We start from the raw sequence: 22,335 nt of genomic DNA on the forward strand, positions 1-22,335 counted from the left end.
AAGCATACCGCGTGTAGACCAGAATTTTACTTCAACCGTTCCAAGTCTTTGTAAAAAATGAATATTTTCTTGCCCTGACGCAATCCGCGCGGTCCACGGCCGGACTGGGAAAGGCCCGCGATCCGGTTCCGACCGCGGAATCGGTACGATTGACCGCCCGCACCCGCTACGCGGCCGGCGCGCGCCCGTCCAGCGCACCGTTGGCGGCGGCCGAATCGTGCCCGGCCGCCACGCCGGCCGCGGCGAAGCCGTCCGGCAACCCGACCACGCGCACTTCGCGCTGCGGAAACGGAATCGAAATCCCGTGCTCGCTGAAGAGCCGCCAGATGTTGCGGTTCACGCTCGAACGCACGCCCGACGTGCCCTTCGCCGAATCCTCGATCCAGAAGCCGAGCTCCAGGTCGATCCCGTCCGCGCCGAAACTCACGAGGTACGGGGTGGGCGCCGGCTCGGCCAGCACGCGCGGCACGTCCTTCGCCGCGTCGGCGAGCAACGCGAGCGCCTGCTCGACGTCGCTCGTGTACGCCACCTGCACCGCCACCTTCGCATAGCCGCGCGTCAGGTACGACGACTGGTTCTGCACAACGTCGGTGATCAGCTTCTCGTTCGGGATCAGCGTCTCGTTGCCGTCGAGGCCGCGCACGACCGTGTAGCGCGTGCGGATCTGGGTGACCACGCCCTGCAGCCCGCCGACGCTGATCGCATCGCCGAGCCGCAGCGAGCGGTCGAGCAGGATGATGAAGCCCGACACGTAGTTGCTGGCGATCTTCTGCAGCCCGAACCCGAGGCCGACGCCGACCGCGCCGCCGAACACGCCGAGCACCGTCACGTCGATGCCGACGAGCGACAGCCCGATCAGGATCGCCGCGAACACGAGCAGCGCGCGGCCGACCCGCGACAGCACGACCTTCAGGTTCGCGTCGAGCGTGCTCGCGCGCGACAGGCGATCCTCGAGCACCGAGCCGAGCCACATCGCGACCATCAGCGTCACGCACACCCACAGCGCGCCGGAAATCACCGACAGCAGCGTGAGGTGCGCGGTCGCGACGCGGAACTGCACGCTGTCGAGCCAGCCGAGCACGTCGCGCTGGATGCCGAGCACGGTCATCACCATCGCGGCCCACACGACGGTCGACACGATCTTCTCGACGATCGACAGCCATGCGTGCGTGTGGCCGTCACGCGCGAACACGCGCCGCGCGAAGAAGAACAGCACGTAGATCAGCCCGATGCCGAACAGCGGCACGAGCGCGAGCGACAGCAGCGACGTCGACATGAACGGGTCGAACGCGAGCTGCGCACCGCCGACGAACACGCTGCCGAACAGCGGAAACAACGCGCGCTTGAGGCTTTGCGCGCCCGCGCCCGGCGCGCGTCCGGCCGCCCGGCGCCGCGCATCGATCCGGCCGTGCACGAAGCGCGCGGCGACCCACGCGAAACACAGCGCACCGACGAGGATCGCCGCCTGCCAGATCATCACCGGCTGGTGGAAATCGCGAATCACCGAGGCCAGCCGGTGCGACAGCAGGCGGCTCTGCAGGTTCTCCATCGTCCGTCCGGGCGGTCGTTACTGCGCCGCGCGGCGCTCGAGCACCGCGGCGAAGAAGCCGTCGGTCGCGTGACGGTGCGGCCACAGCGACAGATAGTCGCCCGTCTCGAGCTCGATGCGCTGGTCGGCCAGCACCTTCTGCGCCGGCACCAGCACGAATTCCGGATGGTCGGCCAGGAACTGTTCGACGATGCGCTCGTTCTCGGCATCCAGCACGCTGCAGGTCGCGTAGACGAGCCGGCCGCCCTTCTTCACGAGCCGCGCGGCGCTCGCGAGGATCGACGCCTGCTTCGGCGTCAGTTCGTCGATCGCGGTGCGCGTCTGGCGCCATTTGAGGTCCGGATTGCGACGCAGCGTGCCGAGGCCGCTGCACGGCGCATCGACCAGCACGCGGTCGATCTTGCCGGCGAGGCGCTTGATCTTCGCGTCGTGCTCGCTGTCGATCAGCACCGGGTTCACGTTCGACAGCCCGCTGCGTGCGAGGCGCGGCTTCAGCTTCGCGAGACGCTTCTCCGACACGTCGAACGCATAGAGGCGCCCGGTCGAGCGCATCATCGCGCCGAGGGCGAGCGTCTTGCCGCCCGCGCCCGCGCAGAAATCGACGACCATCTCGCCGCGGCGCGGCGCGACCAGCGAGCACAGCAGCTGGCTGCCTTCGTCCTGGACCTCGATCGCGCCCTCCTCGAACAACTTGAGGCGCGTCAGCGCCGGCTTGCCGACCACGCGCACGCCGAACGGCGCGAACGGCGTCGCGCCCGCATCGATGCCGCTCACGCGCAGCGCTTCGATCACCTGGTCGCGGCTTGCCTTCTGCGCGTTGGCACGCAGGTCGAGCGGCGCCGGGTAGTTCAGCGCGGCGGCGAGCTGCGCGAGCTCCTCGGCATCGAAACGCTCCGACAGCGCCTGGTGAATCCAGTCGGGCAGGTTGGTGCGAATGCGCACCGGCAGGCTCGCCGGATCGATCTTCGACACGTGCTCGAGCCACGCGGACTCGGTGTCGGACAGGAACGGCTTCAGCGCATTGCGGCCGACCGTCTGCATCAGGCCGAGCAGCGTGAGGCGTCGCGCAGGCGTGCCGGTGCCGCTCTCGGCCAGGTGCGAAAACTCCATCTTCCGGCGCAGCACCGCGAACACGGCCTCGGCGATCACGCCGCGCTCCGCATGCCCGAGCTTCGGGTGCGCGCGGAAGAACCGGCTCGTCGTCGCGTCGGCGGGGCCGGCGAACTTCAGCACCTCGGCCAGCAAAGTCTCGGTCTGGCCGATCAGGAATCCGTGCAGCTTCATACGCCCTCACTCGTTTCGGTTTGCGGTTGGTCCGCGAAAATCCAGCGCGCCTCTTCGGGCGCCACCACTGCGCGGCCGTTCTCGAGGCGCAACCGCCCGTCGACGAACCAGCGCACCGCACGCGGATACAGCACGTGCTCGACCGCCAGCACGCGCTGCGCGAGCGCGGCCGCGTCGTCGCCGGCGCGCACGGGCACCGCGCCCTGCGCGACGATCGCCCCGCTGTCGAGCTCGGGAATCACGAAATGCACGCTCGCGCCATGCAGCGCGACGCCGGCGTCGAGCGCCTGCTGGTGCGTGTGGATGCCCTTGAAGCTCGGCAGCAGCGACGGATGGATGTTCAGCAGCCGGCCTTCGTATCGTCTGACGAATGCGGGCGTGAGGATGCGCATGAAGCCGGCGAGGACGACGAGATCGGGCGAGAAGCGGTCGATCTCGGCGGCGAGCGCCGCGTCGAAGCTGTCGCGGCCGTCGAACGACCGGTGGTCGACCACCGCCGTCGCCACCCCGTGCGACGCGGCAAAAGCCAGTCCGGCCGCATCGGGCCGGTTGGCGATCACGGCGGCAATCTCGGCCGGCCAGCGTTCCTGCGCGCACGCGCGGACGATGGCCTCCATGTTGCTGCCGCGACCGGAAATCAGGATCACGAGTTTTTTCATCCGCGAATTTTACCATTCGCCCCCGCGTTTCCCGCCTTCTCGGCCGCCGGCCCGCCCGAACGTTTATAATCTTCTGCTTTGCGGCATCCCACCGCCCATTCCCCCGACGCTGCATCCGCTATCGTGAAAGTCTTCCGCGGCCTGCCCAACGCCGAGAGCCGCGCCCCGTGCGCGCTGACGATCGGCAACTTCGACGGTGTCCATCGCGGCCACCAGGCCCTGCTCGCGCGCGTGCGCGCGGCAGCGGACGCGCGCGGCCTGCCCGTGTGCGTGATGACGTTCGAGCCGCACCCGCGCGAATTCTTCAATCCGGCCGGCGCGCCGCCGCGCATCGCGATGCTGCGCGACAAGCTCGAAGCGCTGCGCGATCACGGTGTCGACCGCGTCGTCGTCGAGCACTTCAACCACACCTTCGCGAGCCAGTCGCCGCAGGCGTTCGTCGAGCGCACGCTGGTGAACGGGCTGCATACGCGCTGGATGATGGTCGGCGACGATTTCTGCTATGGCGCGAAGCGCGCGGGCACCTTCGACACGCTGAAGGCGGCCGGCGAGCAGCACGGCTTCGAGGTCGAGCAGATGGGCACGGTGGCCGGCAGCGACGGCACGCGCATTTCCAGCTCCGGCGTGCGCGCGGCGCTCGCCGCGGGCGATCTCGACGCGGCCGCGCAGGCGCTCGGCCACGGCTACGCGATCAGCGGCCACGTCGCGCACGGGCTGAAGCTCGGCCGCGATCTCGGCTTCCCGACGCTGAACCTGCCGATCGCGCACAAGCGGCCGGCGCTCGCGGGCATCTTCGTCGTGCAGGTGCACGGCCTCGGCCCCGAGCCGCTGCCGGGCGTCGCGAGCCTCGGGCTGCGCCCGACCGTCGACGATTCGGGCCGCGTGCTGCTCGAAGTTCACCTGCTCGACTGGCACGGCGATGCGTACGGCAAGCTGATCCGTGTCGAATTCCTGAAGAAGCTGCGCGACGAGGCGAAGTTCGACGATCTCGAGGCGCTGTCGCGCGCGATCGCGCTGGACGTCGCGAATGCGCGCGCGTACTTCATCGAACGCGACCGTGCGCCGGGCAGCCGCGCGACGGGCTTCGCGACGTCGGCTACCGACCGAATTAGCTGATCCGGACGGCGGCGCGCGGGCGCCGCCCCCCTCGCGCCGCCCCCTCGCGCGCATCCCCGATTCACGACGCCCGAGCGTCCCCCGATTGAGATAGCGATCCCATCATGAGCAACAAGAAAGCCGATTCGAAACCGCAGGCCAAGTATCCGGTCAACCTGCTCGACACGCCGTTCCCGATGCGTGGCGACCTGCCCAAGCGCGAGCCGCAGTGGGTCAAGGAGTGGGAAGAGCGCGGCATCTACGACAAGATCCGCGCGGCCAGCCAGGGCCGGCCGAAGTTCATCCTGCACGACGGCCCGCCGTATGCGAACGGCGACATCCACCTCGGCCATGCGGTCAACAAGATCCTGAAGGACATCGTCGTCAAGTCGCGCAACATGGCCGGCTTCGACGCGCCGTACGTGCCCGGTTGGGATTGCCACGGGATGCCGATCGAGATCCAGATCGAGAAGCAGTTCGGCAAGTCGCTGCCGGCGGCCGAAGTGATGAGCAAGGCGCGCGCATACGCGACCGAGCAGATCGAGAAGCAGAAGGTCGGCTTCAAGCGCCTCGGCGTGCTCGGCGACTGGGCGAATCCGTACAAGACGATGAACTTCGTGAACGAGGCGGAAGAAATCCGCGCGCTCGGCAAGATCATCGAGAAGGGCTACGTGTACCGCGGGCTGAAGCCGGTGAACTGGTGCTTCGACTGCGGCTCGGCGCTCGCGGAAGCGGAAGTCGAGTACAAGGACCGCACCGATCCGACGATCGACGTGATGTTCGCGTTCGCGGAACCGGAAAAGACCGCGCAGGCGTTCGGCCTGCCGGCGCTGCCGCGCGCCGACGGCGGCATCGTGATCTGGACCACCACGCCGTGGACGATTCCCGCCAACCAGGCGCTGAACCTCCATCCGGAAATCGTCTACGCGCTGGTCGACACCGAGCGCGGGCTGCTGATCATCGCGGAAGAGCGCGTCGAAGCCTGCATGAGCGACTTCAAGCTGACGGGCCGCATCATCGCGACCACACCCGGCGTGAAGCTCGCGAACCTACGCTTCCACCACCCGCTCGCATCGGCCCACCCCGGCTACAAGCGCACCGCGCCCGTCTACCTCGGCGACTACGTGACGACCGACACCGGTACCGGCGTCGTGCACTCGTCGCCCGCGTACGGTATCGAGGACTTCATGTCGTGCAAGGCGCACGGGATGACCGATTCCGACTTCATCAACCCGGTGATGGGCGACGGCCGCTATATCGAATCGCTGCCGCTGTTCGGCGGCCTGTCGATCTGGGATGCGAACCCGAAGATCGTCGACGCGCTGAACGCGGCCGGCTCGCTGCTGCGCAGCGAGAAGTACACGCACAGCTACATGCACTGCTGGCGCCACAAGACGCCGATCATCTACCGCGCGACGTCGCAATGGTTCGCCGGCATGGACGTGACGCCGCGAGACGGCGGCAAGACGCTGCGCGAAACGGCGCTCGAAGGCGTCGACGCGACCGCGTTCTACCCGTCGTGGGGCAAGCAGCGCCTGTTCAGCATGATCGCGAACCGTCCGGACTGGACGCTGTCGCGCCAGCGCCAGTGGGGCGTGCCGATGGCGTTCTTCGTGCACAAGGAAACCGGCGAGCTGCACCCGCGCACGCTCGAGCTGCTCGAGGAAGTCGCGAAGCGCGTCGAGCAGTCGGGTATCGAGGCGTGGCAATCGCTCGACCCGCGCGAGCTGATCGGCGACGACGCGAACCTGTACGAAAAGAACCGCGACACACTCGACGTGTGGTTCGACTCGGGCACGACGCACTGGCACGTGCTGCGCGGCTCGCACAAGGATCAGCTGCAGTTCCCGGCCGACTTGTACCTCGAAGGCTCGGACCAGCATCGCGGCTGGTTCCACTCGTCGCTGCTGACGGCCTCGATGATCGATGGCCGCGCGCCGTACAAGGGCCTGCTCACGCACGGCTTCACGGTCGACGGCGAAGGCCGCAAGATGAGCAAGTCGCTCGGCAACGGCATCGACCCGCATGAAGTCGCGAACCGCCTCGGCGCGGAAATCATCCGCCTGTGGATCGCGTCGACCGACTACTCGGGCGAGCTCGCGATTTCCGAGGAAATCCTGAAGCGCGTGACCGAAGGCTATCGCCGCATCCGCAACACGCTGCGCTTCCTGCTCGCGAACCTGTCGGACTTCGACTTCGCGCAGCACGCGGTGCCGGTCGACGAATGGCTCGAGATCGACCGCTATGCGGTCGCGTTCTCGCAGCAACTGCAGACGGAACTGCTCGGCCACTACGAGAAGTACGAATTCCACCCGGTCGTCGCGAAGCTGCAGACGTACTGCTCGGAAGACCTCGGCGGCTTCTACCTCGACGTGCTGAAGGATCGCCTGTACACGAGCGCCGCCGATTCGCGCGCGCGCCGCTCCGCGCAGACCGCGCTGTACCACCTGACGCACGGCTTGCTGCGCGTGCTCGCGCCGTTCCTGTCGTTCACGGCGGAAGAAGCGTGGAAGGTGTTCCAGCCGGCGAGCGACACGATCTTCACGGAAACCTACTATGCGTATCCGGAAGTCGCCAGCTCGGCCGCGCTGATCGACAAGTGGGCGCTGCTGCGCGACGTGCGCGGCAACGTGACGAAGGCGCTCGAGGAAGCGCGCACCGCGAACCGCATCGGTTCGTCGCTGCAGGCCGAAGTCACCGTCCATGCGAGCGGCGCGCGCTACGACGCGCTGACGAGCCTCGGCGACGACCTGAAGTTCGTGCTGATCACGTCGGCCGCGACGGTCGTCAAGGTCGACGACGAAGCGCAGGAAAGCGTCGACGTGGCCGCGTCGAAGTACCAGAAGTGCGAGCGCTGCTGGCACTACCGCGAAGATGTCGGCGCGCACGCCGAGCATCCGACGCTGTGCGGCCGCTGCTTCTCGAACCTGTTTGAAAACGGCGAAATCCGGAGCGCTGCGTAAATATGGCGAAGACCCTGTCGAAACCGGCCAGCGGCGCGCTCGCGCCCTGGCTCGGCATTTCGCTGATCGTGATCCTGTTCGACCAGCTGTCGAAGATCGCGATCCTGAAAACGTTCGCGTACGGCGCGCAGCATGCGCTGACGTCGTTCTTCAACCTCGTGCTGGTGTACAACCGCGGCGCCGCGTTCGGCTTCCTGTCGACCGCGAGCGGCTGGCAGCGCTGGGCGTTCACCGCGCTCGGCGTCGGCGCGACGCTCGTGATCTGCTTCCTGCTGAAGCGCCACGGCCACCAGCGGCTGTTCAGCGTGTCGCTCGCGCTGATCCTCGGCGGCGCGCTCGGCAACGTGATCGACCGGCTGGTCTACGGTCACGTGATCGACTTCCTCGATTTCCATCTCGGCGCGTGGCACTTCCCGGCGTTCAACCTTGCCGATTCCGCGATCACGATCGGCGCGGTGCTGCTGATCTACGACGAGCTGCGGCGCGTGCGCGGTTCGCGCTGAGCGCGCATACTCCGTGTCGACGGCCGGCTTCGCGCCGGCCGTTCCGTTTGACCCCAGGAGGCCTGAGTTGGCACACGCAGAACTCGCAGGAAAACACCTCGTTCTCGGCCTGACGGGCGGCATCGCCTGCTACAAGATCGCCGAGCTCACGCGGCTGCTCGTGAAGGCCGGCGCGACCGTGCAGGTCGCGATGACCGACGCCGCCACCCAGTTCATCACGCCCGTCACGATGCAGGCGCTGTCGGGCCGGCCCGTCTATACGAGCCAGTGGGACGCGCGCATCGACAACAACATGGCGCACATCGACCTGTCGCGCGAAGCCGACGCGATCGTGATCGCGCCCGCGTCGACGGATTTCCTCGCGAAGCTCGCGCACGGGTTCGCGGACGATCTGCTGTCGACGCTGTGCGTCGCGCGCGACTGTCCGCTGCTGGTCGTCCCCGCGATGAACCGCCAGATGTGGCAGAACCCGGCCACGCAACGCAACGCCGCGCAACTGCGCGCGGACGGCGTGTCGGTGCTCGGCCCGGATTCGGGCGCGCAGGCGTGCGGCGAAGTCGGCGACGGCCGCATGCTCGAGCCCGAGGCGATCTATGAGGCGATCGTCGCGCACTTCGCGCCGAAGGTGCTCGCGCACCGGCGCGTGCTGATCACGGCCGGCCCGACGTTCGAACCGCTCGATCCGGTGCGCGGCCTGACGAACCGCTCCAGCGGCAAGATGGGTTTCGCGCTCGCGCGCGCCGCGCAACAGGCCGGCGCCGACGTCCATCTGGTCGCCGGGCCGGTCGCGCTCGACACGCCGTGGGGCGTGTACCGCCAGGACGTGCAGACCGCGCAGCAGATGTACGACGCGGTGATGCATGCGGTCGCCGATGCCGACATCTTCATCGCGGTGGCCGCGGTCGCCGACTGGCGCGTCGACCAGCCGGCCGAGCAGAAGATGAAGAAGACGGCCGACCGCAAGATGCCGGCGCTCGCGTTCGTCGAGAATCCCGACATCCTCGCGTCGGTCGCGGCGCTGCCCGATGCGCCGTTCTGCGTCGGCTTCGCGGCCGAAAGCGGCGACCTCGACGTGCACGGCGACGAGAAGCGCAAGCGCAAGAACGTGCCGCTGCTCGTCGGCAACCTCGGCCCGCTGACGTTCGGCCGCGACGACAACGAAGTCGTGCTGTTCGAGGCCGCCGGCCTCACGCGCCTGCCCCGCGCGCCCAAAGACGAACTCGCGCATGCGCTCGTCGCGGAAATCGCGAAGCGCCTGCCCGACAACCGCCTGATCTGATCACCCGCGCGGCGGCGCGTGCCGCTGCGCCCTTCCCGACCGATTCGACGACCGCATGAAACTCGACCTGAAGATCCTCGACGCGCGCATGCGCGACTACCTGCCCGCCTACGCGACCACCGGCAGCGCGGGCCTCGACCTGCGCGCGTGCCTCGACGCACCGGTCACGCTGCAGCCGGGCGAGACCACGCTCGTGCCGACGGGCCTCGCGATCCACCTTGCGGACCCCGGCTATGCGGCGCTGATCCTGCCGCGCTCGGGCCTCGGCCACAAGCACGGGATCGTGCTCGGCAACCTCGTCGGCCTGATCGACTCCGACTACCAGGGCCAGTTGATGGTCTCGACATGGAACCGCGGTCAGACCGAGTTCGTGCTGAACCCGTTCGAACGCCTCGCGCAGCTCGTGATCGTGCCGGTCGTGCAGGCGCAGTTCAATATCGTCGACGAATTCACCGAGAGCGATCGCGGCGAAGGCGGCTTCGGCAGCACCGGCCGCCACTGAACCTGAGCCACGCAGCACGAAAAAAGGGGCCTCGCGGCCCCTTTTCTTTGGCACGCACCCGTCACTTGCCGGCTGGTTGCGCGATCCGCGCGGGCACCGGTTCGCGACGCCGCGCCTGCGTGATGCTCGCATAGGCGACCATCGCGACCAGCACGCCCGACAGCACCACCGACGAGCCGACCGTGCCGAGCGCGAGGCCGCCCTTCGCGACCGGCTTCGTCAGCAGGTCGCCGACCGTCGCGCCGAACGGCCGCGTGAGCACGAACGCGGCCCAGAACAGCAGCACGCCGGAGAGGTGCGTGAAGTAGTGCGCGAGCACGATCGCCGCGAGCAGGCCGCCGATCAGCAATGCGCCGCCGCCGAAGCCGAGCCCCGAGCTGTCCGCGAGGAAGTCGCCGAGCGCGGTACCGAGCGTGTTTGAGAACAGGATCGCGATCCAGTAGAGCAGCTCGACCTTGCGTGTACGGATCCGGTCGACCGACAGCGATTCACCGCTGACGCGCCAGACCGCGAAGATCGCCAGCAGGATCGCGACGAGGATCGACGAGCCGGCCGCATAGCCGAGGCCGAGCGTGCGATCCATGAAATCGGACATCGTCGTGCCGGCCGTGCTCGTCGCGACGATCACCGCCCAGTAGATCGCCGGGCGATAGCGCGTCGTCCTGAGCTGGGCGCCCAGCGTCACGAGAAAGAAACCGAACAGCAGGATCGAGCTGACCGCGTAGCCGACGTTCAGCGTCATCGACAGCAGATCGCCGCCGGTCTCGCCGAGCGTCGTCGCACAGATCTTCATGATCCAGAACGCGAGCGTGATTTCGGGAAGTTTGTTCATTCGAACCCCTTTTTGCAGGAAGCGGCGTGCCGGTGCGGACCGGCACGCATTGCAGACAGGATCGAATGTAGTCGCCGCTCGCTTAACGGAACCTTAGCGACTGGAGAACGGCGTGGGCGGCCGCCCCGGCGCGGTCAGCGCGCGTGCTGGTGCCGGTAATGCAGTGCGTAGGCGAGCGTCAGCAGCACGACGAACACGACGCCGACCACCATCGTCATCCGGAATTCGCGCGTGAAGGCGGTCGTCAGCAGGATCGCCGCGACGAGCCCCGCGCCGAGCAGGCTGCCGAACGGGTGCCCCCACATCCGGAATGCGAGTGCGGGGCCGCGATACTGCGAGCGGAACCGCAAGTGCGTGACGAAGATCATCAGCCACGTGAACAGCGCGCCGAACATCGCGATCGCCATCATCACGGTGAACGCGGTGTCGGGCGCCACCGCGACCAGCACGGCCGCCACCGCGACGCCGCTCGTCGAGATCCACAGCGCCGCGCGCGGCACGCCGTTCGCGCCGAGCCGGCCGAACACTGCGGGCGCGAGGCGCGCGCGCGACAGGCTGAACATCATCCGCGTCGTCACGTAGAGCTGGCTGTTCATCGCCGACAGCGCCGCGATCAGCAGCACGAAATTGATCACGCCGGCCGCATACGGCACGTGCGTCGCGGCCATCACCTTCACGAACGGGCTTTCGTCGGTGCCGGCCTGCGTCCACGGGACGATCGCGAGCATCAGCGACAGCGTCAGCAGGTAGAACAGCACGAGCCGGAACACGGTCGAGCGGAATGCGCGCGTGACCGCGTGCTGCGGATCGCGCGCTTCGCCGGCCGCGATCGCGACGGCTTCGATGCTCATGTAGCTGAAGATCGCGACGATCACCGCGACCCAGGTGCCCCACGGTCCCTTCGGCATGAAGCCGCCGTGCGCGGTGTAGTTCGCGAAACCGATGCCCGACGCGGCCGGCGCCGCCCACACGAGATAGGCGCCGAGCACGATGAACACGACGATCGCCGCGATCTTCAGCAGCGAGAACGCGTATTCGACCGTGCCGTACAGCGTGACGCTCGCGAGGTTAACCGCGATCAGCAGCGCGGAGAAGCCGATCACCCAGTACCAGCCGGGCACCGCCGGGAACCAGTACTTCATGAACACGGCGATCGCGCTGATCTCGGTGCCGATCGCGAACACGACCGCGAACCAGTACGCATAGCGCACCAGGAAGCCCGCGAGCGGGCCGACGTAATGCTCGGCATACGCGCCGAACGAGCCGGCCGTCGGATGCGCGACGGTCATTTCCGCGAGCGCGCCCATCAGCAGCAGCGCGATCAGCGCGCCGATCGCATAGGAAACCAGCACGCTCGGGCCGGCGAGCCCGATCGCGAACCCGCTGCCGAGGAACAGCCCCGTGCCGATCGCGCCGCCGATCGCGATCATCGCCATCTGCCCCGACGTCAGCGCGTGGCGCAACCCTTGTTCGCGCGCGACGATAGCGTCGAACGACCGTTGTTGTTGTGTCACTGCGTTACCACTCCCCTGCACCACCATCGCGCCGCCGGCGCCGGATAAAACGAAACGGCGCGGAGACCTTCCCGCGCCGTTCGCATGAACAACGAATTATCGCTTACTCGACTTCGACCGTCTCTTCGTTCGGCTTGTGCGGCGGATTCGCCAGCTTGTCGAACGACAACTGCACCTTGTCGCTTTCGTCGACGTCGACCGTCACGTGGCCGCCGTTGAGGAGCTTGCCGAACAGCAGTTCGTCGGCCAGCGCACGCCGGATCGTGTCCTGGATCAGCCGCTGCATCGGCCGCGCGCCCATCAGCGGGTCGAAGCCGTGCTTCGCGAGATGCTTGCGCAACGCGTCGGTGAAGAGCGCGTCGACCTTCTTCTCGTGCAGCTGTTCCTCGAGCTGGATCAGGAACTTGTCGACCACGCGCATGATGATCTCCTCATCGAGCGAGCGGAAGCTGATGATCGCATCCAGGCGGTTGCGGAACTCCGGCGTGAACAGGCGCTTGATGTCGGTCATCTCGTCGCCCGTTTCGCGGCGCGTCGTGAAACCGATCGTCGCCTTCTGCATCGACTCGGCGCCCGCGTTCGTCGTCATGATGATGATGACGTTGCGGAAATCCGCCTTGCGGCCGTTGTTGTCCGTCAGCGTGCCGTGGTCCATCACCTGCAGCAGCACGTTGAAGATGTCCGGATGCGCCTTCTCGATTTCGTCGAGCAGCAGCACGCAATGCGGCTTCTTCGTGACGGCTTCGGTCAGCAGGCCGCCCTGGTCGAACCCTACGTAGCCCGGCGGCGCGCCGATCAACCGGCTCACCGCGTGACGCTCCATGTATTCCGACATGTCGAAGCGGATCAGCTCGATGCCGAGCGTGAACGCGAGCTGGCGCGCCACTTCGGTCTTGCCGACGCCCGTCGGGCCGGAGAACAGGAACGCGCCGATCGGCTTGTCCATCTTGCCGAGACCCGCACGCGCCATCTTGATCGAGGCCGCGAGCGCGTCGATCGCCGGATCCTGGCCGAACACGACGCTCTTCAGGTCGCGGTCGAGCGTCTGCAGCTTGCTGCGATCGTCCTGCGACACGCTTTGCGCCGGCACGCGCGCGATCTTCGAGATGATTTCCTCGATCTCGCTCTTGCCGATCGTCTTCTTCTGCTTCGACTTCGGCAGGATGCGCTGCGCGGCGCCCGCCTCGTCGATCACGTCGATCGCCTTGTCCGGCAGGTGACGGTCGGTGATGAAGCGTGCCGACAGCTCGGCCGCGGCCGACAGGGCGCCCGACGAATACTTGACGCCGTGATGCTCCTCGAAGCGCGACTTCAGCCCGCGCAGGATCGCGACCGTCTGCTCGACGCTCGGCTCCGTCACGTCGACCTTCTGGAAGCGCCGCGACAGCGCCGCATCCTTTTCGAAGATGCCGCGATATTCGGTGAACGTCGTCGCGCCGATGCACTTGAGCGTGCCCGACGACAACGCCGGCTTCAGCAGGTTCGACGCATCGAGCGTGCCGCCCGACGCGGCGCCCGCGCCGATCAGCGTATGGATTTCGTCGATGAACAGGATCGCGTGCGGGCGCTCCTTCAGCTCTTTGAGCACCGTCTTCAGGCGCTGCTCGAAATCGCCGCGATACTTGGTGCCCGCGAGCAGCGCGCCCATGTCGAGCGAGTACACCTGCGCGTTCGCGAGGATGTCCGGCACTTCGCCGCGCGTGATCCGATACGCGAGCCCTTCGGCGATCGCGGTCTTGCCGACGCCGGCTTCGCCGACGAGCAGCGGGTTGTTCTTGCGGCGACGGCACAGCACCTGCACGACGCGCTCGACCTCGGGCTCGCGACCGATCAGCGGATCGATGCGGCCGTCCTTCGCCATCTGGTTCAGGTTCTGCGTGAACTGCGCGAGCGGCGTTTCCTTCTGCGCATTCGCGTCTTCGCTTTCCGCGTTCGCGTCGGTCGACTTCGCGGCTTCGCCGTTGTTCGTCTTCGCGATGCCGTGCGAAATGAAGTTCACCACGTCGAGGCGCGTGACGCCCTGCTGCTGCAGGTAGTACACGGCGTGCGAATCCTTCTCGCCGAAGATCGCGACCAGCACGTTCGCGCCGGTGACTTCCTTCTTGCCGTTCGACGTCGACTGGACGTGCATGATCGCGCGCTGGATCACACGCTGGAAACCGAGCGTCGGCTGGGTATCGACATCGTCGGTGCCCGGGACGGTAGGTGTGTTGTCGTGGATGAAATTGCGCAGGTTCTGACGCAGGTCCTCGATGTTGGCCGCGCACGCGCGCAACACCTCGGCTGCCGTCGGATTATCCAGCAGGGCCAGCAGCAGATGCTCGACCGTAATGAACTCATGGCGCGCCTGGCGTGCTTCCATGAACGCCATGTGCAGGCTGACTTCCAATTCCTGGGCAATCATGCTTCCTCCATCACGCACTGCAGCGGATGCCCTGCCTGCCGCGCATGGGTAACGACTTGCTCAACCTTGGTCGACGCGATGTCCCGCGTATAGACCCCACAAACCCCTCGCCCTTCGCGATGGACCTTCAGCATGATCTGCGTGGCCGTCTCGCGATCCTTCTTGAAATACTCCTGGACCACCATCACGACGAACTCCATCGGCGTGAAGTCGTCGTTGAGCAGCACCACCTTGTACATCGAAGGCGGCTTGAGCTTCTGCTGCTTGCGTTCCAGGACGGTACTGTCCTGCTTGTCCGGGATAATCGCCATACACCCATTCTAAACAACTCGGACAGGCCCGCAATCCTGCCATTACCCGACCGACCGGCCGGCGCCCTCCCCGGTATCCCGGAACACGCGCTCGTCTTCGCGCCATACGAAAGCCGGCTGCGGTGCCGGCTTTCACGCATGGCGCGGAACACGAACCGTCAGGGGGAATCGCACCGGAACGTCGTGTCCGCATCCAGTATCCCACAAGCCGGGACGACTCGAACGCGTGTCACTCGAGCCTGGTATATGAGCCGATTATGCGGCTTTTCAAGCCCCCGCGCTTGGCCGCATGCTGCAAAGCAAAGCCGGAAAAACCCTGAAAATGGGTTCTTTACAACGACCCTCTAAACGTCTAAAAATTCCACTTGACACTCCAATAAAGAGCGCCAACAATCAAGCTGGCACTTTTTTCAATTTGCCGGTTGGCGAAACGAAAGAGGCCGAGGTGAGCTTGTGAGGGGGGAACGGCTGCATTTTCCGGTCGTTTAGCTTTTCGAGCGTGCTCGTGGTAAGTAGCAGCGACTGTGTGACAGGGGAAGTAGGAAATGGCAACTGGTATCGTTAAGTGGTTCAACGACGCGAAGGGCTTCGGTTTCATCACTCCCGATGAGGGCGGTGAGGATCTGTTTGCGCACTTCTCGGCTATCACCATGAATGGCTTCAAGACGCTGAAGGAAGGCCAGAAGGTGAGCTTTGACGTCGTCCAAGGGCCGAAGGGCAAGCAAGCGTCGAACATCCAGGCCGTATAAGGCATCGGATATCTGACGAAGAAACCCGGCGCATTTGCGCCGGGTTTCTTTTTTTGTGGCCGGCCAATCGATAATCGATTGGCCGGCCTTTTCGTTCAATCCCGATAATTGAACACACATTGTCTTGTCACGCATGCAGATCGGATATCGAATCCGCACGTGAAACAGTTTCGCGGCTTCGTTACACGACCTTCAGCGTCCCCATCATCCCGAGATCCTCGTGTTCGAGAATGTGGCAGTGAAACATGCGCTCGCCGGGCATGTCTTGGGTGACCAGAATCGACACGGTTTCACCGCTGCGCACGTTCACGGTATCGCGCCACGCGCGGAACGGTTCGCTCGTGCGCGAACCGGCCGACGCCCGCTCGATCACCTGGAACTGCGTGCCGTGCAGATGGAACGGATGGTCCATGTCCGTCGTATTGCGGATCTCCCAGCGCTCGACGTCGCCGCGCCGGCTCGTCAGCGTCGCACGGTGCGGCGCGTAGGTGTCGCCGTTGATCGTGAAGCGCATGCCCGCCGGCCGGCCGTGCGCCGCGCCCTTCATCATCGCGTCCATGTCCATTTCCTCGCCGAACGCGACCGTCTTGTGCGCCACCGGTTCGCCCAGCGGCGCCACCGCGCGCAACGTGGCAGGCAGCGCGCGGGCCTCGGCGGGCGCGAACGCGACATCGGCCAGCGCCAGCGCCGGATCGGGCGGCAGGCTGCCGTGGCCGGCGTCGTGCGACATCGCCATCTTGCGGCGGTCGTACTCGGCCGCCTGCAGCACCGCGCGCGACGCGCGGTCGCCGGCACGCACCAGCAGTTCCGCGCGCTCGCCCGGCGCGATCAGCAGCGACGTCACGCGCCGCGGCGCGTCGAACAACCCGCCGTCGGTGCCCACGTGCTCGAACGCGCGGCCGTCGTCGAACGCGATGCGCAGGTAGCGCGCGCTGCACGCGTTCCAGACCCGCCAGCGTTCGTCACCCGCGACGTCGATGCGCGGCCGGCGCGCGCCGTTGACCAGCACGAACTGGCCTTCACGGCCGTTCATCCAGTCCATCATGTCGTTCGGCGCAATCGTGCCGTCGCGTGCAAGCTTCAGGTCCGACACGAACAAGTGGCGCTCGGGCCAGCCGGCAAGCGGATCGTCCGCGGCGCGCACGACGAACGGGCCCGCCAGCCCGCGGAACACCTGCTCGGCGGTCATCATGTGCGGATGCGGGTGGTACCAATAGGTACCGGCGCTGCCCTTCGGCAGCGTGAAGCGATACACGCGCGACGCGCCGGGCGCGACGGGATCGGACGGATTGCCGTCCTGGTCGGGCGGCACAGGCAGGCCGTGCCAGTGAATCGTCGACGGCTGCGGCAGCTTGTTGACGAACCTGATCTCGACCGTATCGCCCTCGCGCACGTCGATCAGCGGGCCGACGACGGGGCCTTGCGTGCCTGCGCCGAACTGCCAGAACAAGGTCGGCCGCGCGCCGTGCAGCAGCGGTCGCGCCACCGGTTGAGCAACCAGCGTGGCCCGGAACGTGCCGGGCTCGCGGCTTTCGTTGGCGAGCGTGCGCAACGTCGCGAGCGGCGCGCCGGCCGGCAGCGCGTCGGCGGCCGCCAGCGCGGCCGGCGCGGGCTGGCCGTGCGCCGACATCCCCGACATGCCCGGCATGTCGTCCATCGCATCCATGCCGGCCATGCCCGCGTGACCGGCATGCTGCGCCCACGCGGTGCGCGCGAACAGCGATGCGGCCGCGACACTGACGGCACGCGACAGGAAAGTTCTCCGTCTCATCAATCGATCCTCGTTGTTCATGCAGCGCCGCGCGACAGCCGCGGCGGTCGCGTCATCATAACCGCAGGGCCGGATCGGAAAACGCCGTCGCCGGGCGGGCGGCGATACGCCGCAGCGAGCATCGCCACCGTGCCGGATGCGGCGCCACCCTGGGCATCGCCGAGCGGCGCCTCGCCAGCGGTCGCTCCTCGTCCGCCGTCCCCTTGCGCGTTGCCCCCGCCCCCACGTTTCCACCCGCTGCATCGACGATCCGCAAACCCGTTAATTTTTCACGATGCGGAACAAGTCACTGCGTTATAAAAATTCGTGGTGCAGGGCACAAATTTCCCGTTTCGCGATGCCGAAAAACGTTCCGCAATACAAAACGATCGAAATAATTATTTGTTTTTAAAAGAGAATTTTTGCTTCGAGAAGCCGTTCTACATGCACCATCCGGGCGGGTCGCGGACGTAGACTTTGTTCCATGCACTGACGCTTCGCCACGACGGTCCGACACGGAACGCGGCGCAGGCAGCCAGTCGGGCCACCGCCGGCCGAGCCGGCAGGCGGCACAACAGAATCGCTCGTCATCAGAAAGGGAGAACGGAAATGAAGGGATTTCGCTTTGGTTCAGCGCTCGGGTCGTTCTACATCCTGCCGGGTAACGGCGGCTGGGAAGCGACGTTCGGCAACGCCCTGCTCGGCGCATTCTCGTGCCCCGAAGTGGCGGCCGACCACATCTCCCGCGGCGACTGCGAGCAACTGTCCGAACTCGACACTGCAACGCTCGAAGTGCCGCACGAAATCGCCGAATGGGAAATCGTTCACGTCTGAATGGCACGCCTGCAACGAAAAACGCCCCGGGCGACCGGGGCGTTTTCATTGGATGTCGGGCGGCGAACGGCTGACCGCGCCGCGTCGACACGCGCATCGGCTCGCGCGAGTGCGCGCCCGGCGTCAGGCGACCGCGTCGACGATGCCGTTCAGCGTCGCGCTCGGGCGCATGGCCTGGCTCGTCAGGTCGACGTTCGGACGGTAGTAGCCGCCGATCGCCTGCGGCTTGCCCTGCGCGGCCGCCAGTTCCTCCAGGATGCGCGCTTCGTTGTCGGACAGCGCCTTCGCCACGCCCTCGAACTGCGCCTTCAGCGCGGCGTCCTCGGTCTGCTCGGCCAATGCCTGCGCCCAGTACAGGCACAGGTAGAAGTGGCTGCCGCGGTTGTCGAGGCCGCCGACCTTGCGCGCCGGCGACTTGTTCTCGTCCAGGAACTTGCCGGTTGCCTGGTCGAGCGTCTTCGCGAGCACGAGCGCCTTCGGGTTCTGGTACGCGTTGCCGAGGTGCTCGAGCGACGCGGCCAGCGCGAGGAATTCGCCGAGCGAATCCCAGCGCAGGAAGCCTTCCTCGACGAACTGCTGCACGTGCTTCGGCGCGGAGCCGCCCGCCCCCGTTTCGAACATCCCGCCGCCGGCCATCAGCGGCACGATCGACAGCATCTTCGCGCTGGTGCCGAGTTCCATGATCGGGAACAGGTCGGTCAGGTAATCGCGCAGCACGTTGCCGGTGACCGAGATCGTGTCCTTGCCCGCGCGGATGCGCTCGAGCGAGAAACGCGTGGCGTCGACCGGCGTCATGATCCGGATGTCGAGGCCGTTCGTGTCGTGATCCTTCAGGTAGCGTTCGACCTTCGCGATGATCTGCGCATCGTGCGCGCGCGCCGGATCGAGCCAGAACACGGCCGGGGCGCCGGTCGCGCGGGCGCGGTTGACCGCGAGCTTGACCCAGTCCTGCACCGGTGCGTCCTTCGTCTGGCACATGCGCCAGATGTCGCCCGCCTCGACCGCGTGCTCGAGCAGCACGTTGCCGGCTTCGTCGGTGACGCGCACGACGCCGTCCGCCGGGATCTGGAACGTCTTGTCGTGCGAACCGTATTCTTCGGCCGCCTGCGCCATCAGGCCGACGTTCGGCACGCTGCCCATCGTGACCGGATCGAACGCGCCATGCTGCTTGCAGTCCTCGATCACGGCCTGGTACACGCCTGCGTAGCAGCGGTCCGGAATCACGGCCTTCGCGTCGTACAGTTGACCGTCCGGGCCCCACATGCCGCCCGAATCGCGGATCATCGCCGGCATCGATGCATCGACGATCACGTCGCTCGGCACGTGCAGGTTCGTGATGCCCTTGTCCGAGTTGACCATCGCGAGGCGCGGGCGCACCGCGTACTCGGCCTTGACGTCGGCCTCGATCGCTTCGCGCGTGTCGGCCGGCAGGTCCTTCAGGCGCGCGTACAGGTCGCCGATCCCGTTGTTCGGATTGAAGCCGGCCTTCGCCAGCACGTCCGCGTGCTTCGTGAGCGCGTCGCGGTAGAACACCGACACGAAGTGACCGAACAGGATCGGGTCCGAGACCTTCATCATGGTCGCCTTCAGGTGCACCGAGAACAGCACGTCCTGCGCCTTCGCATCGGCGATCTGCGCTTCGATGAAGCTGCGCAGCGCGTTGCGGCTCATCACCGATGCGTCGATCACTTCACCGGCCTTCACGGCCGTCTTCTCCTTCAGCACCTTCTTCGCGCCGTCGGTCGTCGTGAGTTCGATCTTCACGCTGCCGGCCTCGGCGATCAGCGCCGACTTCTCGCTGCCGTAGAAGTCGCCTTCGCTCATGTGCGCGACGTGGGCCTTCGACGTGGACTTCCACGCGCCCATCTTGTGCGGATGCTTGCGTGCATAGTTCTTGACCGACAGCGGCGCGCGACGGTCGGAGTTGCCTTCGCGCAGCACCGGGTTCACCGCGCTGCCCTTGATCTTGTCGTAGCGCGCCTTGACGGCCTTCTCTTCGTCCGTCGACGGATCTTCCGGATAGGCCGGCAGCGCGTAGCCCTGCGCCTGCAGTTCGGCGATCGCGGCCTTCAGCTGCGGCACCGATGCGCTGATGTTCGGCAGCTTGATGATGTTCGCTTCCGGCTTCAGCGTGAGCTGGCCCAGCTCGGCCAGATCGTCGGAACCCTTCTGCTCCGACGGCAGGACGTCTGCGAATGCCGCGATGATGCGGCCGGCGAGCGAGATGTCGCGCGTTTCGACGGCGACGCCGGACGAACGCGTGAAGGCCTTGACGATCGGCAGCAGCGAATAGGTCGCGAGCGCCGGCGCTTCGTCGGTGAGGGTGTAGATGATCTTGGGCGAAGTGGACATGGTGGTCAAAGCATTGCTACGTAATGGTGGGACTGAAGAGCGCCGGCGGTAACCGGCGGGGAGCGACCGGGTCGATCGCGAAAGGGGCGCGCCGGCTCAGCCGGGCGGAGGTGTTGCGAGGGCCGTCATGTTCTACCTTGCAGGGCATGCGGGCCGCATCGCGGCGCCGCGGCCCGCATGCCGGACCGCCCTGCCAACAAACCTGCCATCCACGAAACGCTCCGGCGCCGGCAGTCAGCGCCGGGGCGGCCGGCAACGTGCCGGCCCACCCCGGAAGGGGTCTTACATGTTCTCGATCAGCACTTCGCCGAAGCCGGAGCACGACACCTGCGTCGCGCCTTCCATCAGGCGCGCGAAGTCGTACGTGACGCGCTTCTGCAGGATCGACTTCTCCATCGCGGCGATGATCGTGTCGGCTGCTTCCGTCCAGCCGAGGTGGCGCAGCATCATTTCCGCCGACAGGATCTCGGAACCCGGGTTCACGTAATCCTTGCCCGCGTACTTCGGCGCCGTGCCGTGCGTCGCCTCGAACATCGCGACCGAATCCGACAGGTTCGCGCCCGGCGCGATCCCGATGCCGCCGACCTGCGCGGCCAGCGCATCGGAGATGTAGTCGCCGTTCAGGTTCAGCGTCGCGATCACGTCGTATTCGGCCGGGCGCAGCAGGATCTGCTGCAGGAACGCGTCGGCGATCGAATCCTTGATCACGATCTCGTTACCCGTCTTCGGGTTCTTCACGCGCATCCACGGGCCGCCGTCGATCAGCTCGCCGCCGAATTCCTTCTGCGCGAGCGCGTAGCCGGCGTCACGGAACAGGCCTTCCGTGAACTTCATGATGTTGCCCTTGTGCACCAGCGTGACCGACTTGCGATCGTTGTCGATCGCGTACTGGATCGCCTTGCGCACGAGCCGCTCGGTGCCTTCCGTCGACACGGGCTTCACGCCGATCCCGGAGGTTTCCGGGAAACGGATCTTCTTCACGCCCATCTCGTCCTGCAGGAACTTGATCACCTTCTTCGCCTGCTCGGAGCCCGCGGCCCATTCGATGCCCGCGTAGATGTCTTCCGAGTTCTCGCGGAAGATCACCATGTCGATCTTCTGCGGTTCGCGCACCGGCGACGGCACGCCCTTGAAGTACTGGACGGGGCGCAGGCACACGTAGAGATCGAGCTCTTGGCGCAGCGCGACGTTCAGCGAACGGATGCCGCCGCCGACCGGGGTCGTGAGCGGCCCCTTGATCGACACCACGTATTCCTTCAGGACCTGCAGCGTTTCGTCCGGCAGCCACACGTCCGGACCGTACACCTTGGTCGCCTTCTCGCCCGCGAAGATCTCCATCCAGTGGATCTTGCGCTTGCCCTTGTACGCGTGCGCGACCGCCGCGTCGACGACCTTGATCATGACCGGCGTGATATCGAAGCCCGTACCGTCGCCTTCGATATAGGGAATGATCGGCTGATCGGAAACGTTGAGCGAGAAGTCCTTGTTGACGGTGATCTTGTCACCGCCCTCCGGAACCTTGATGTGCTGATACGGCATGATCGACTCCAGTGACGTGGCTGAGCAGGTGATGCTGGTCGAAGCTGCGCGCGCGGCGGGGGCGCGGCATGGCCACCCCGTGACGGCAACAGCGAGCCGCTATTCTAGCGCCCCAACCGGGCACTTCGGCGTGAACCGCGGCACTGCGTATCAAGACCTCACTTATGTCTTATATAAGACAGAGGACTTGCCGTTCCGTATTATGCATTAAGATTC

19 protein-coding genes are annotated in these 22,335 nt (G+C 66.5%); 9 read left to right on the plus strand and 10 right to left on the minus strand.

Annotated elements, in window-relative coordinates; genetic code table 11:
• Window positions 1–166: 166 nt before the first annotated feature.
• The 3 genes from KU887_RS13415 to purN are packed head-to-tail and all read right to left on the minus strand — an operon-like array spanning window position 167 to window position 3,492.
• Window positions 167–1,549 carry a mechanosensitive ion channel family protein gene (locus KU887_RS13415; RefSeq protein WP_006488952.1) on the minus strand — a complete coding sequence of 461 codons (1,383 nt, stop codon included), beginning with the start codon at window positions 1,547–1,549 and terminating at the stop codon, window positions 167–169.
• An 18-nt stretch (window positions 1,550–1,567) separates the two neighbouring features.
• Window positions 1,568–2,833 (minus strand): RsmB/NOP family class I SAM-dependent RNA methyltransferase, encoded by a 1,266-nt coding sequence (locus KU887_RS13420; RefSeq protein ID WP_212126554.1) that lies wholly within the window; start codon window positions 2,831–2,833, stop codon window positions 1,568–1,570.
• Window positions 2,830–3,492, minus strand: coding sequence for a phosphoribosylglycinamide formyltransferase (gene purN, locus KU887_RS13425; RefSeq protein WP_006496140.1), 663 nt, complete (start codon window positions 3,490–3,492; stop codon window positions 2,830–2,832). The genes KU887_RS13420 and purN overlap by 4 nt, the downstream gene beginning before the upstream one ends.
• A gap of 123 nt (window positions 3,493–3,615) precedes the next feature.
• Here purN and KU887_RS13430 point away from each other — a divergent pair, with 123 nt between their 5' ends.
• The 5 genes from KU887_RS13430 to dut all read left to right on the plus strand — a co-directional run bounded on the left by KU887_RS13430 (window position 3,616) and on the right by dut (window position 9,834).
• Window positions 3,616–4,608, plus strand: a complete 993-nt coding sequence (locus KU887_RS13430; protein ID WP_006488971.1) for a bifunctional riboflavin kinase/FAD synthetase — start codon at window positions 3,616–3,618, stop codon at window positions 4,606–4,608.
• A 104-nt stretch (window positions 4,609–4,712) separates the two neighbouring features.
• Window positions 4,713–7,550 carry an isoleucine--tRNA ligase gene (ileS, locus tag KU887_RS13435; protein ID WP_062884357.1) on the plus strand — a complete coding sequence of 946 codons (2,838 nt, stop codon included), beginning with the start codon at window positions 4,713–4,715 and terminating at the stop codon, window positions 7,548–7,550.
• Between the two features lie 2 nt (window positions 7,551–7,552).
• Window positions 7,553–8,053 carry a signal peptidase II gene (gene lspA / locus KU887_RS13440; RefSeq protein WP_006488949.1) on the plus strand — a complete coding sequence of 167 codons (501 nt, stop codon included), beginning with the start codon at window positions 7,553–7,555 and terminating at the stop codon, window positions 8,051–8,053.
• 67 nt (window positions 8,054–8,120) lie between these two features.
• Window positions 8,121–9,332, plus strand: coding sequence for a bifunctional phosphopantothenoylcysteine decarboxylase/phosphopantothenate--cysteine ligase CoaBC (gene coaBC / locus KU887_RS13445; protein WP_048984467.1), 1,212 nt, complete (start codon window positions 8,121–8,123; stop codon window positions 9,330–9,332).
• A gap of 55 nt (window positions 9,333–9,387) precedes the next feature.
• Window positions 9,388–9,834, plus strand: coding sequence for a dUTP diphosphatase (gene dut, locus KU887_RS13450; protein WP_006488961.1), 447 nt, complete (start codon window positions 9,388–9,390; stop codon window positions 9,832–9,834).
• Window positions 9,835–9,895: 61 nt separating this feature from the next.
• Here dut and KU887_RS13455 read toward each other — a convergent pair whose 3' ends face one another.
• The 4 genes from KU887_RS13455 to clpS form a co-directional block, all read right to left on the minus strand.
• Window positions 9,896–10,666 carry a membrane protein gene (locus tag KU887_RS13455; protein WP_048984465.1) on the minus strand — a complete coding sequence of 257 codons (771 nt, stop codon included), beginning with the start codon at window positions 10,664–10,666 and terminating at the stop codon, window positions 9,896–9,898.
• Between the two features lie 134 nt (window positions 10,667–10,800).
• Entirely contained in the window at window positions 10,801–12,180 is a 1,380-nt protein-coding gene (locus KU887_RS13460; protein WP_006488957.1) for an amino acid permease, read from the minus strand.
• 103 nt (window positions 12,181–12,283) lie between these two features.
• Complete coding sequence (gene clpA, locus KU887_RS13465) at window positions 12,284–14,584, minus strand: ATP-dependent Clp protease ATP-binding subunit ClpA (protein WP_006496143.1); 2,301 nt, start codon at window positions 14,582–14,584, stop codon at window positions 12,284–12,286.
• A complete protein-coding gene (gene clpS, locus KU887_RS13470; protein WP_006398529.1) occupies window positions 14,581–14,895 on the minus strand; it encodes an ATP-dependent Clp protease adapter ClpS in 315 nt (104 codons plus the stop codon). The genes clpA and clpS overlap by 4 nt, the downstream gene beginning before the upstream one ends.
• 289 nt (window positions 14,896–15,184) lie before the next feature.
• Here clpS and KU887_RS13475 point away from each other — a divergent pair, with 289 nt between their 5' ends.
• Both KU887_RS13475 and KU887_RS13480 read left to right on the plus strand, forming a co-directional pair.
• Window positions 15,185–15,352, plus strand: coding sequence for a hypothetical protein (locus KU887_RS13475; protein ID WP_153260047.1), 168 nt, complete (start codon window positions 15,185–15,187; stop codon window positions 15,350–15,352).
• An 88-nt stretch (window positions 15,353–15,440) separates the two neighbouring features.
• Window positions 15,441–15,644, plus strand: coding sequence for a cold-shock protein (locus tag KU887_RS13480; protein ID WP_006488945.1), 204 nt, complete (start codon window positions 15,441–15,443; stop codon window positions 15,642–15,644).
• Between the two features lie 181 nt (window positions 15,645–15,825).
• On the opposite strand, the gene KU887_RS13485 is transcribed toward KU887_RS13480, so the two are convergent.
• Window positions 15,826–17,415 (minus strand): multicopper oxidase family protein, encoded by a 1,590-nt coding sequence (locus KU887_RS13485; RefSeq protein ID WP_258255576.1) that lies wholly within the window; start codon window positions 17,413–17,415, stop codon window positions 15,826–15,828.
• 588 nt (window positions 17,416–18,003) lie between these two features.
• On the opposite strand from KU887_RS13485, the gene KU887_RS13490 reads away from it, so the two are divergent.
• Window positions 18,004–18,228, plus strand: a complete 225-nt coding sequence (locus KU887_RS13490; protein ID WP_006490888.1) for a hypothetical protein — start codon at window positions 18,004–18,006, stop codon at window positions 18,226–18,228.
• A 123-nt stretch (window positions 18,229–18,351) separates the two neighbouring features.
• On the opposite strand, the gene KU887_RS13495 is transcribed toward KU887_RS13490, so the two are convergent.
• Together KU887_RS13495 and icd are read right to left on the minus strand one after the other, a co-directional pair.
• On the minus strand, window positions 18,352–20,580 hold the full coding sequence (locus KU887_RS13495; RefSeq protein ID WP_048984425.1) for an NADP-dependent isocitrate dehydrogenase: 2,229 nt from the start codon (window positions 20,578–20,580) through the stop codon (window positions 18,352–18,354).
• 282 nt (window positions 20,581–20,862) lie between these two features.
• The gene (icd, locus tag KU887_RS13500) at window positions 20,863–22,119 is read right to left on the minus strand and encodes an NADP-dependent isocitrate dehydrogenase (RefSeq protein ID WP_006478026.1); all 1,257 of its coding nucleotides are present in this window, start codon (window positions 22,117–22,119) and stop codon (window positions 20,863–20,865) included.
• Here icd and KU887_RS13505 point away from each other — a divergent pair.
• The gene (locus KU887_RS13505) at window positions 22,118–22,330 is read left to right on the plus strand and encodes a hypothetical protein (protein WP_034178370.1); all 213 of its coding nucleotides are present in this window, start codon (window positions 22,118–22,120) and stop codon (window positions 22,328–22,330) included. The genes icd and KU887_RS13505 overlap by 2 nt on opposite strands.
• Window positions 22,331–22,335 lie beyond the last annotated feature (5 nt).

This window comes from Burkholderia sp. EMB26 (genome assembly GCF_024730645.1).
GTDB lineage: Bacteria > Pseudomonadota > Gammaproteobacteria > Burkholderiales > Burkholderiaceae > Burkholderia > Burkholderia cenocepacia.

What these genes read in the sequence shown, in the direction of transcription:
- KU887_RS13480 (WP_006488945.1), top strand. Translation starts at nt 15,441, where the DNA reads ATGGCAACTGGTATCGTTAAGTGGTTCAACGACGCGAAGGGCTTCGGT.
- KU887_RS13490 (WP_006490888.1), top strand. Translation starts at nt 18,004, where the DNA reads ATGAAGGGATTTCGCTTTGGTTCAGCGCTCGGGTCGTTCTACATCCTG.
- icd (WP_006478026.1), bottom strand. Translation starts at nt 22,119, where the DNA reads ATGCCGTATCAGCACATCAAGGTTCCGGAGGGCGGTGACAAGATCACC.
- KU887_RS13475 (WP_153260047.1), top strand. Translation starts at nt 15,185, where the DNA reads ATGCTGCAAAGCAAAGCCGGAAAAACCCTGAAAATGGGTTCTTTACAA.
- ileS (WP_062884357.1), top strand. Translation starts at nt 4,713, where the DNA reads ATGAGCAACAAGAAAGCCGATTCGAAACCGCAGGCCAAGTATCCGGTC.
- KU887_RS13495 (WP_048984425.1), bottom strand. Translation starts at nt 20,580, where the DNA reads ATGTCCACTTCGCCCAAGATCATCTACACCCTCACCGACGAAGCGCCG.
- clpS (WP_006398529.1), bottom strand. Translation starts at nt 14,895, where the DNA reads ATGGCGATTATCCCGGACAAGCAGGACAGTACCGTCCTGGAACGCAAG.
- dut (WP_006488961.1), top strand. Translation starts at nt 9,388, where the DNA reads ATGAAACTCGACCTGAAGATCCTCGACGCGCGCATGCGCGACTACCTG.
- KU887_RS13505 (WP_034178370.1), top strand. Translation starts at nt 22,118, where the DNA reads ATGATCGACTCCAGTGACGTGGCTGAGCAGGTGATGCTGGTCGAAGCT.
- purN (WP_006496140.1), bottom strand. Translation starts at nt 3,492, where the DNA reads ATGAAAAAACTCGTGATCCTGATTTCCGGTCGCGGCAGCAACATGGAG.
- KU887_RS13415 (WP_006488952.1), bottom strand. Translation starts at nt 1,549, where the DNA reads ATGGAGAACCTGCAGAGCCGCCTGCTGTCGCACCGGCTGGCCTCGGTG.
- lspA (WP_006488949.1), top strand. Translation starts at nt 7,553, where the DNA reads ATGGCGAAGACCCTGTCGAAACCGGCCAGCGGCGCGCTCGCGCCCTGG.
- clpA (WP_006496143.1), bottom strand. Translation starts at nt 14,584, where the DNA reads ATGATTGCCCAGGAATTGGAAGTCAGCCTGCACATGGCGTTCATGGAA.
- KU887_RS13485 (WP_258255576.1), bottom strand. Translation starts at nt 17,415, where the DNA reads ATGAGACGGAGAACTTTCCTGTCGCGTGCCGTCAGTGTCGCGGCCGCA.
- KU887_RS13420 (WP_212126554.1), bottom strand. Translation starts at nt 2,833, where the DNA reads ATGAAGCTGCACGGATTCCTGATCGGCCAGACCGAGACTTTGCTGGCC.
- KU887_RS13455 (WP_048984465.1), bottom strand. Translation starts at nt 10,666, where the DNA reads ATGAACAAACTTCCCGAAATCACGCTCGCGTTCTGGATCATGAAGATC.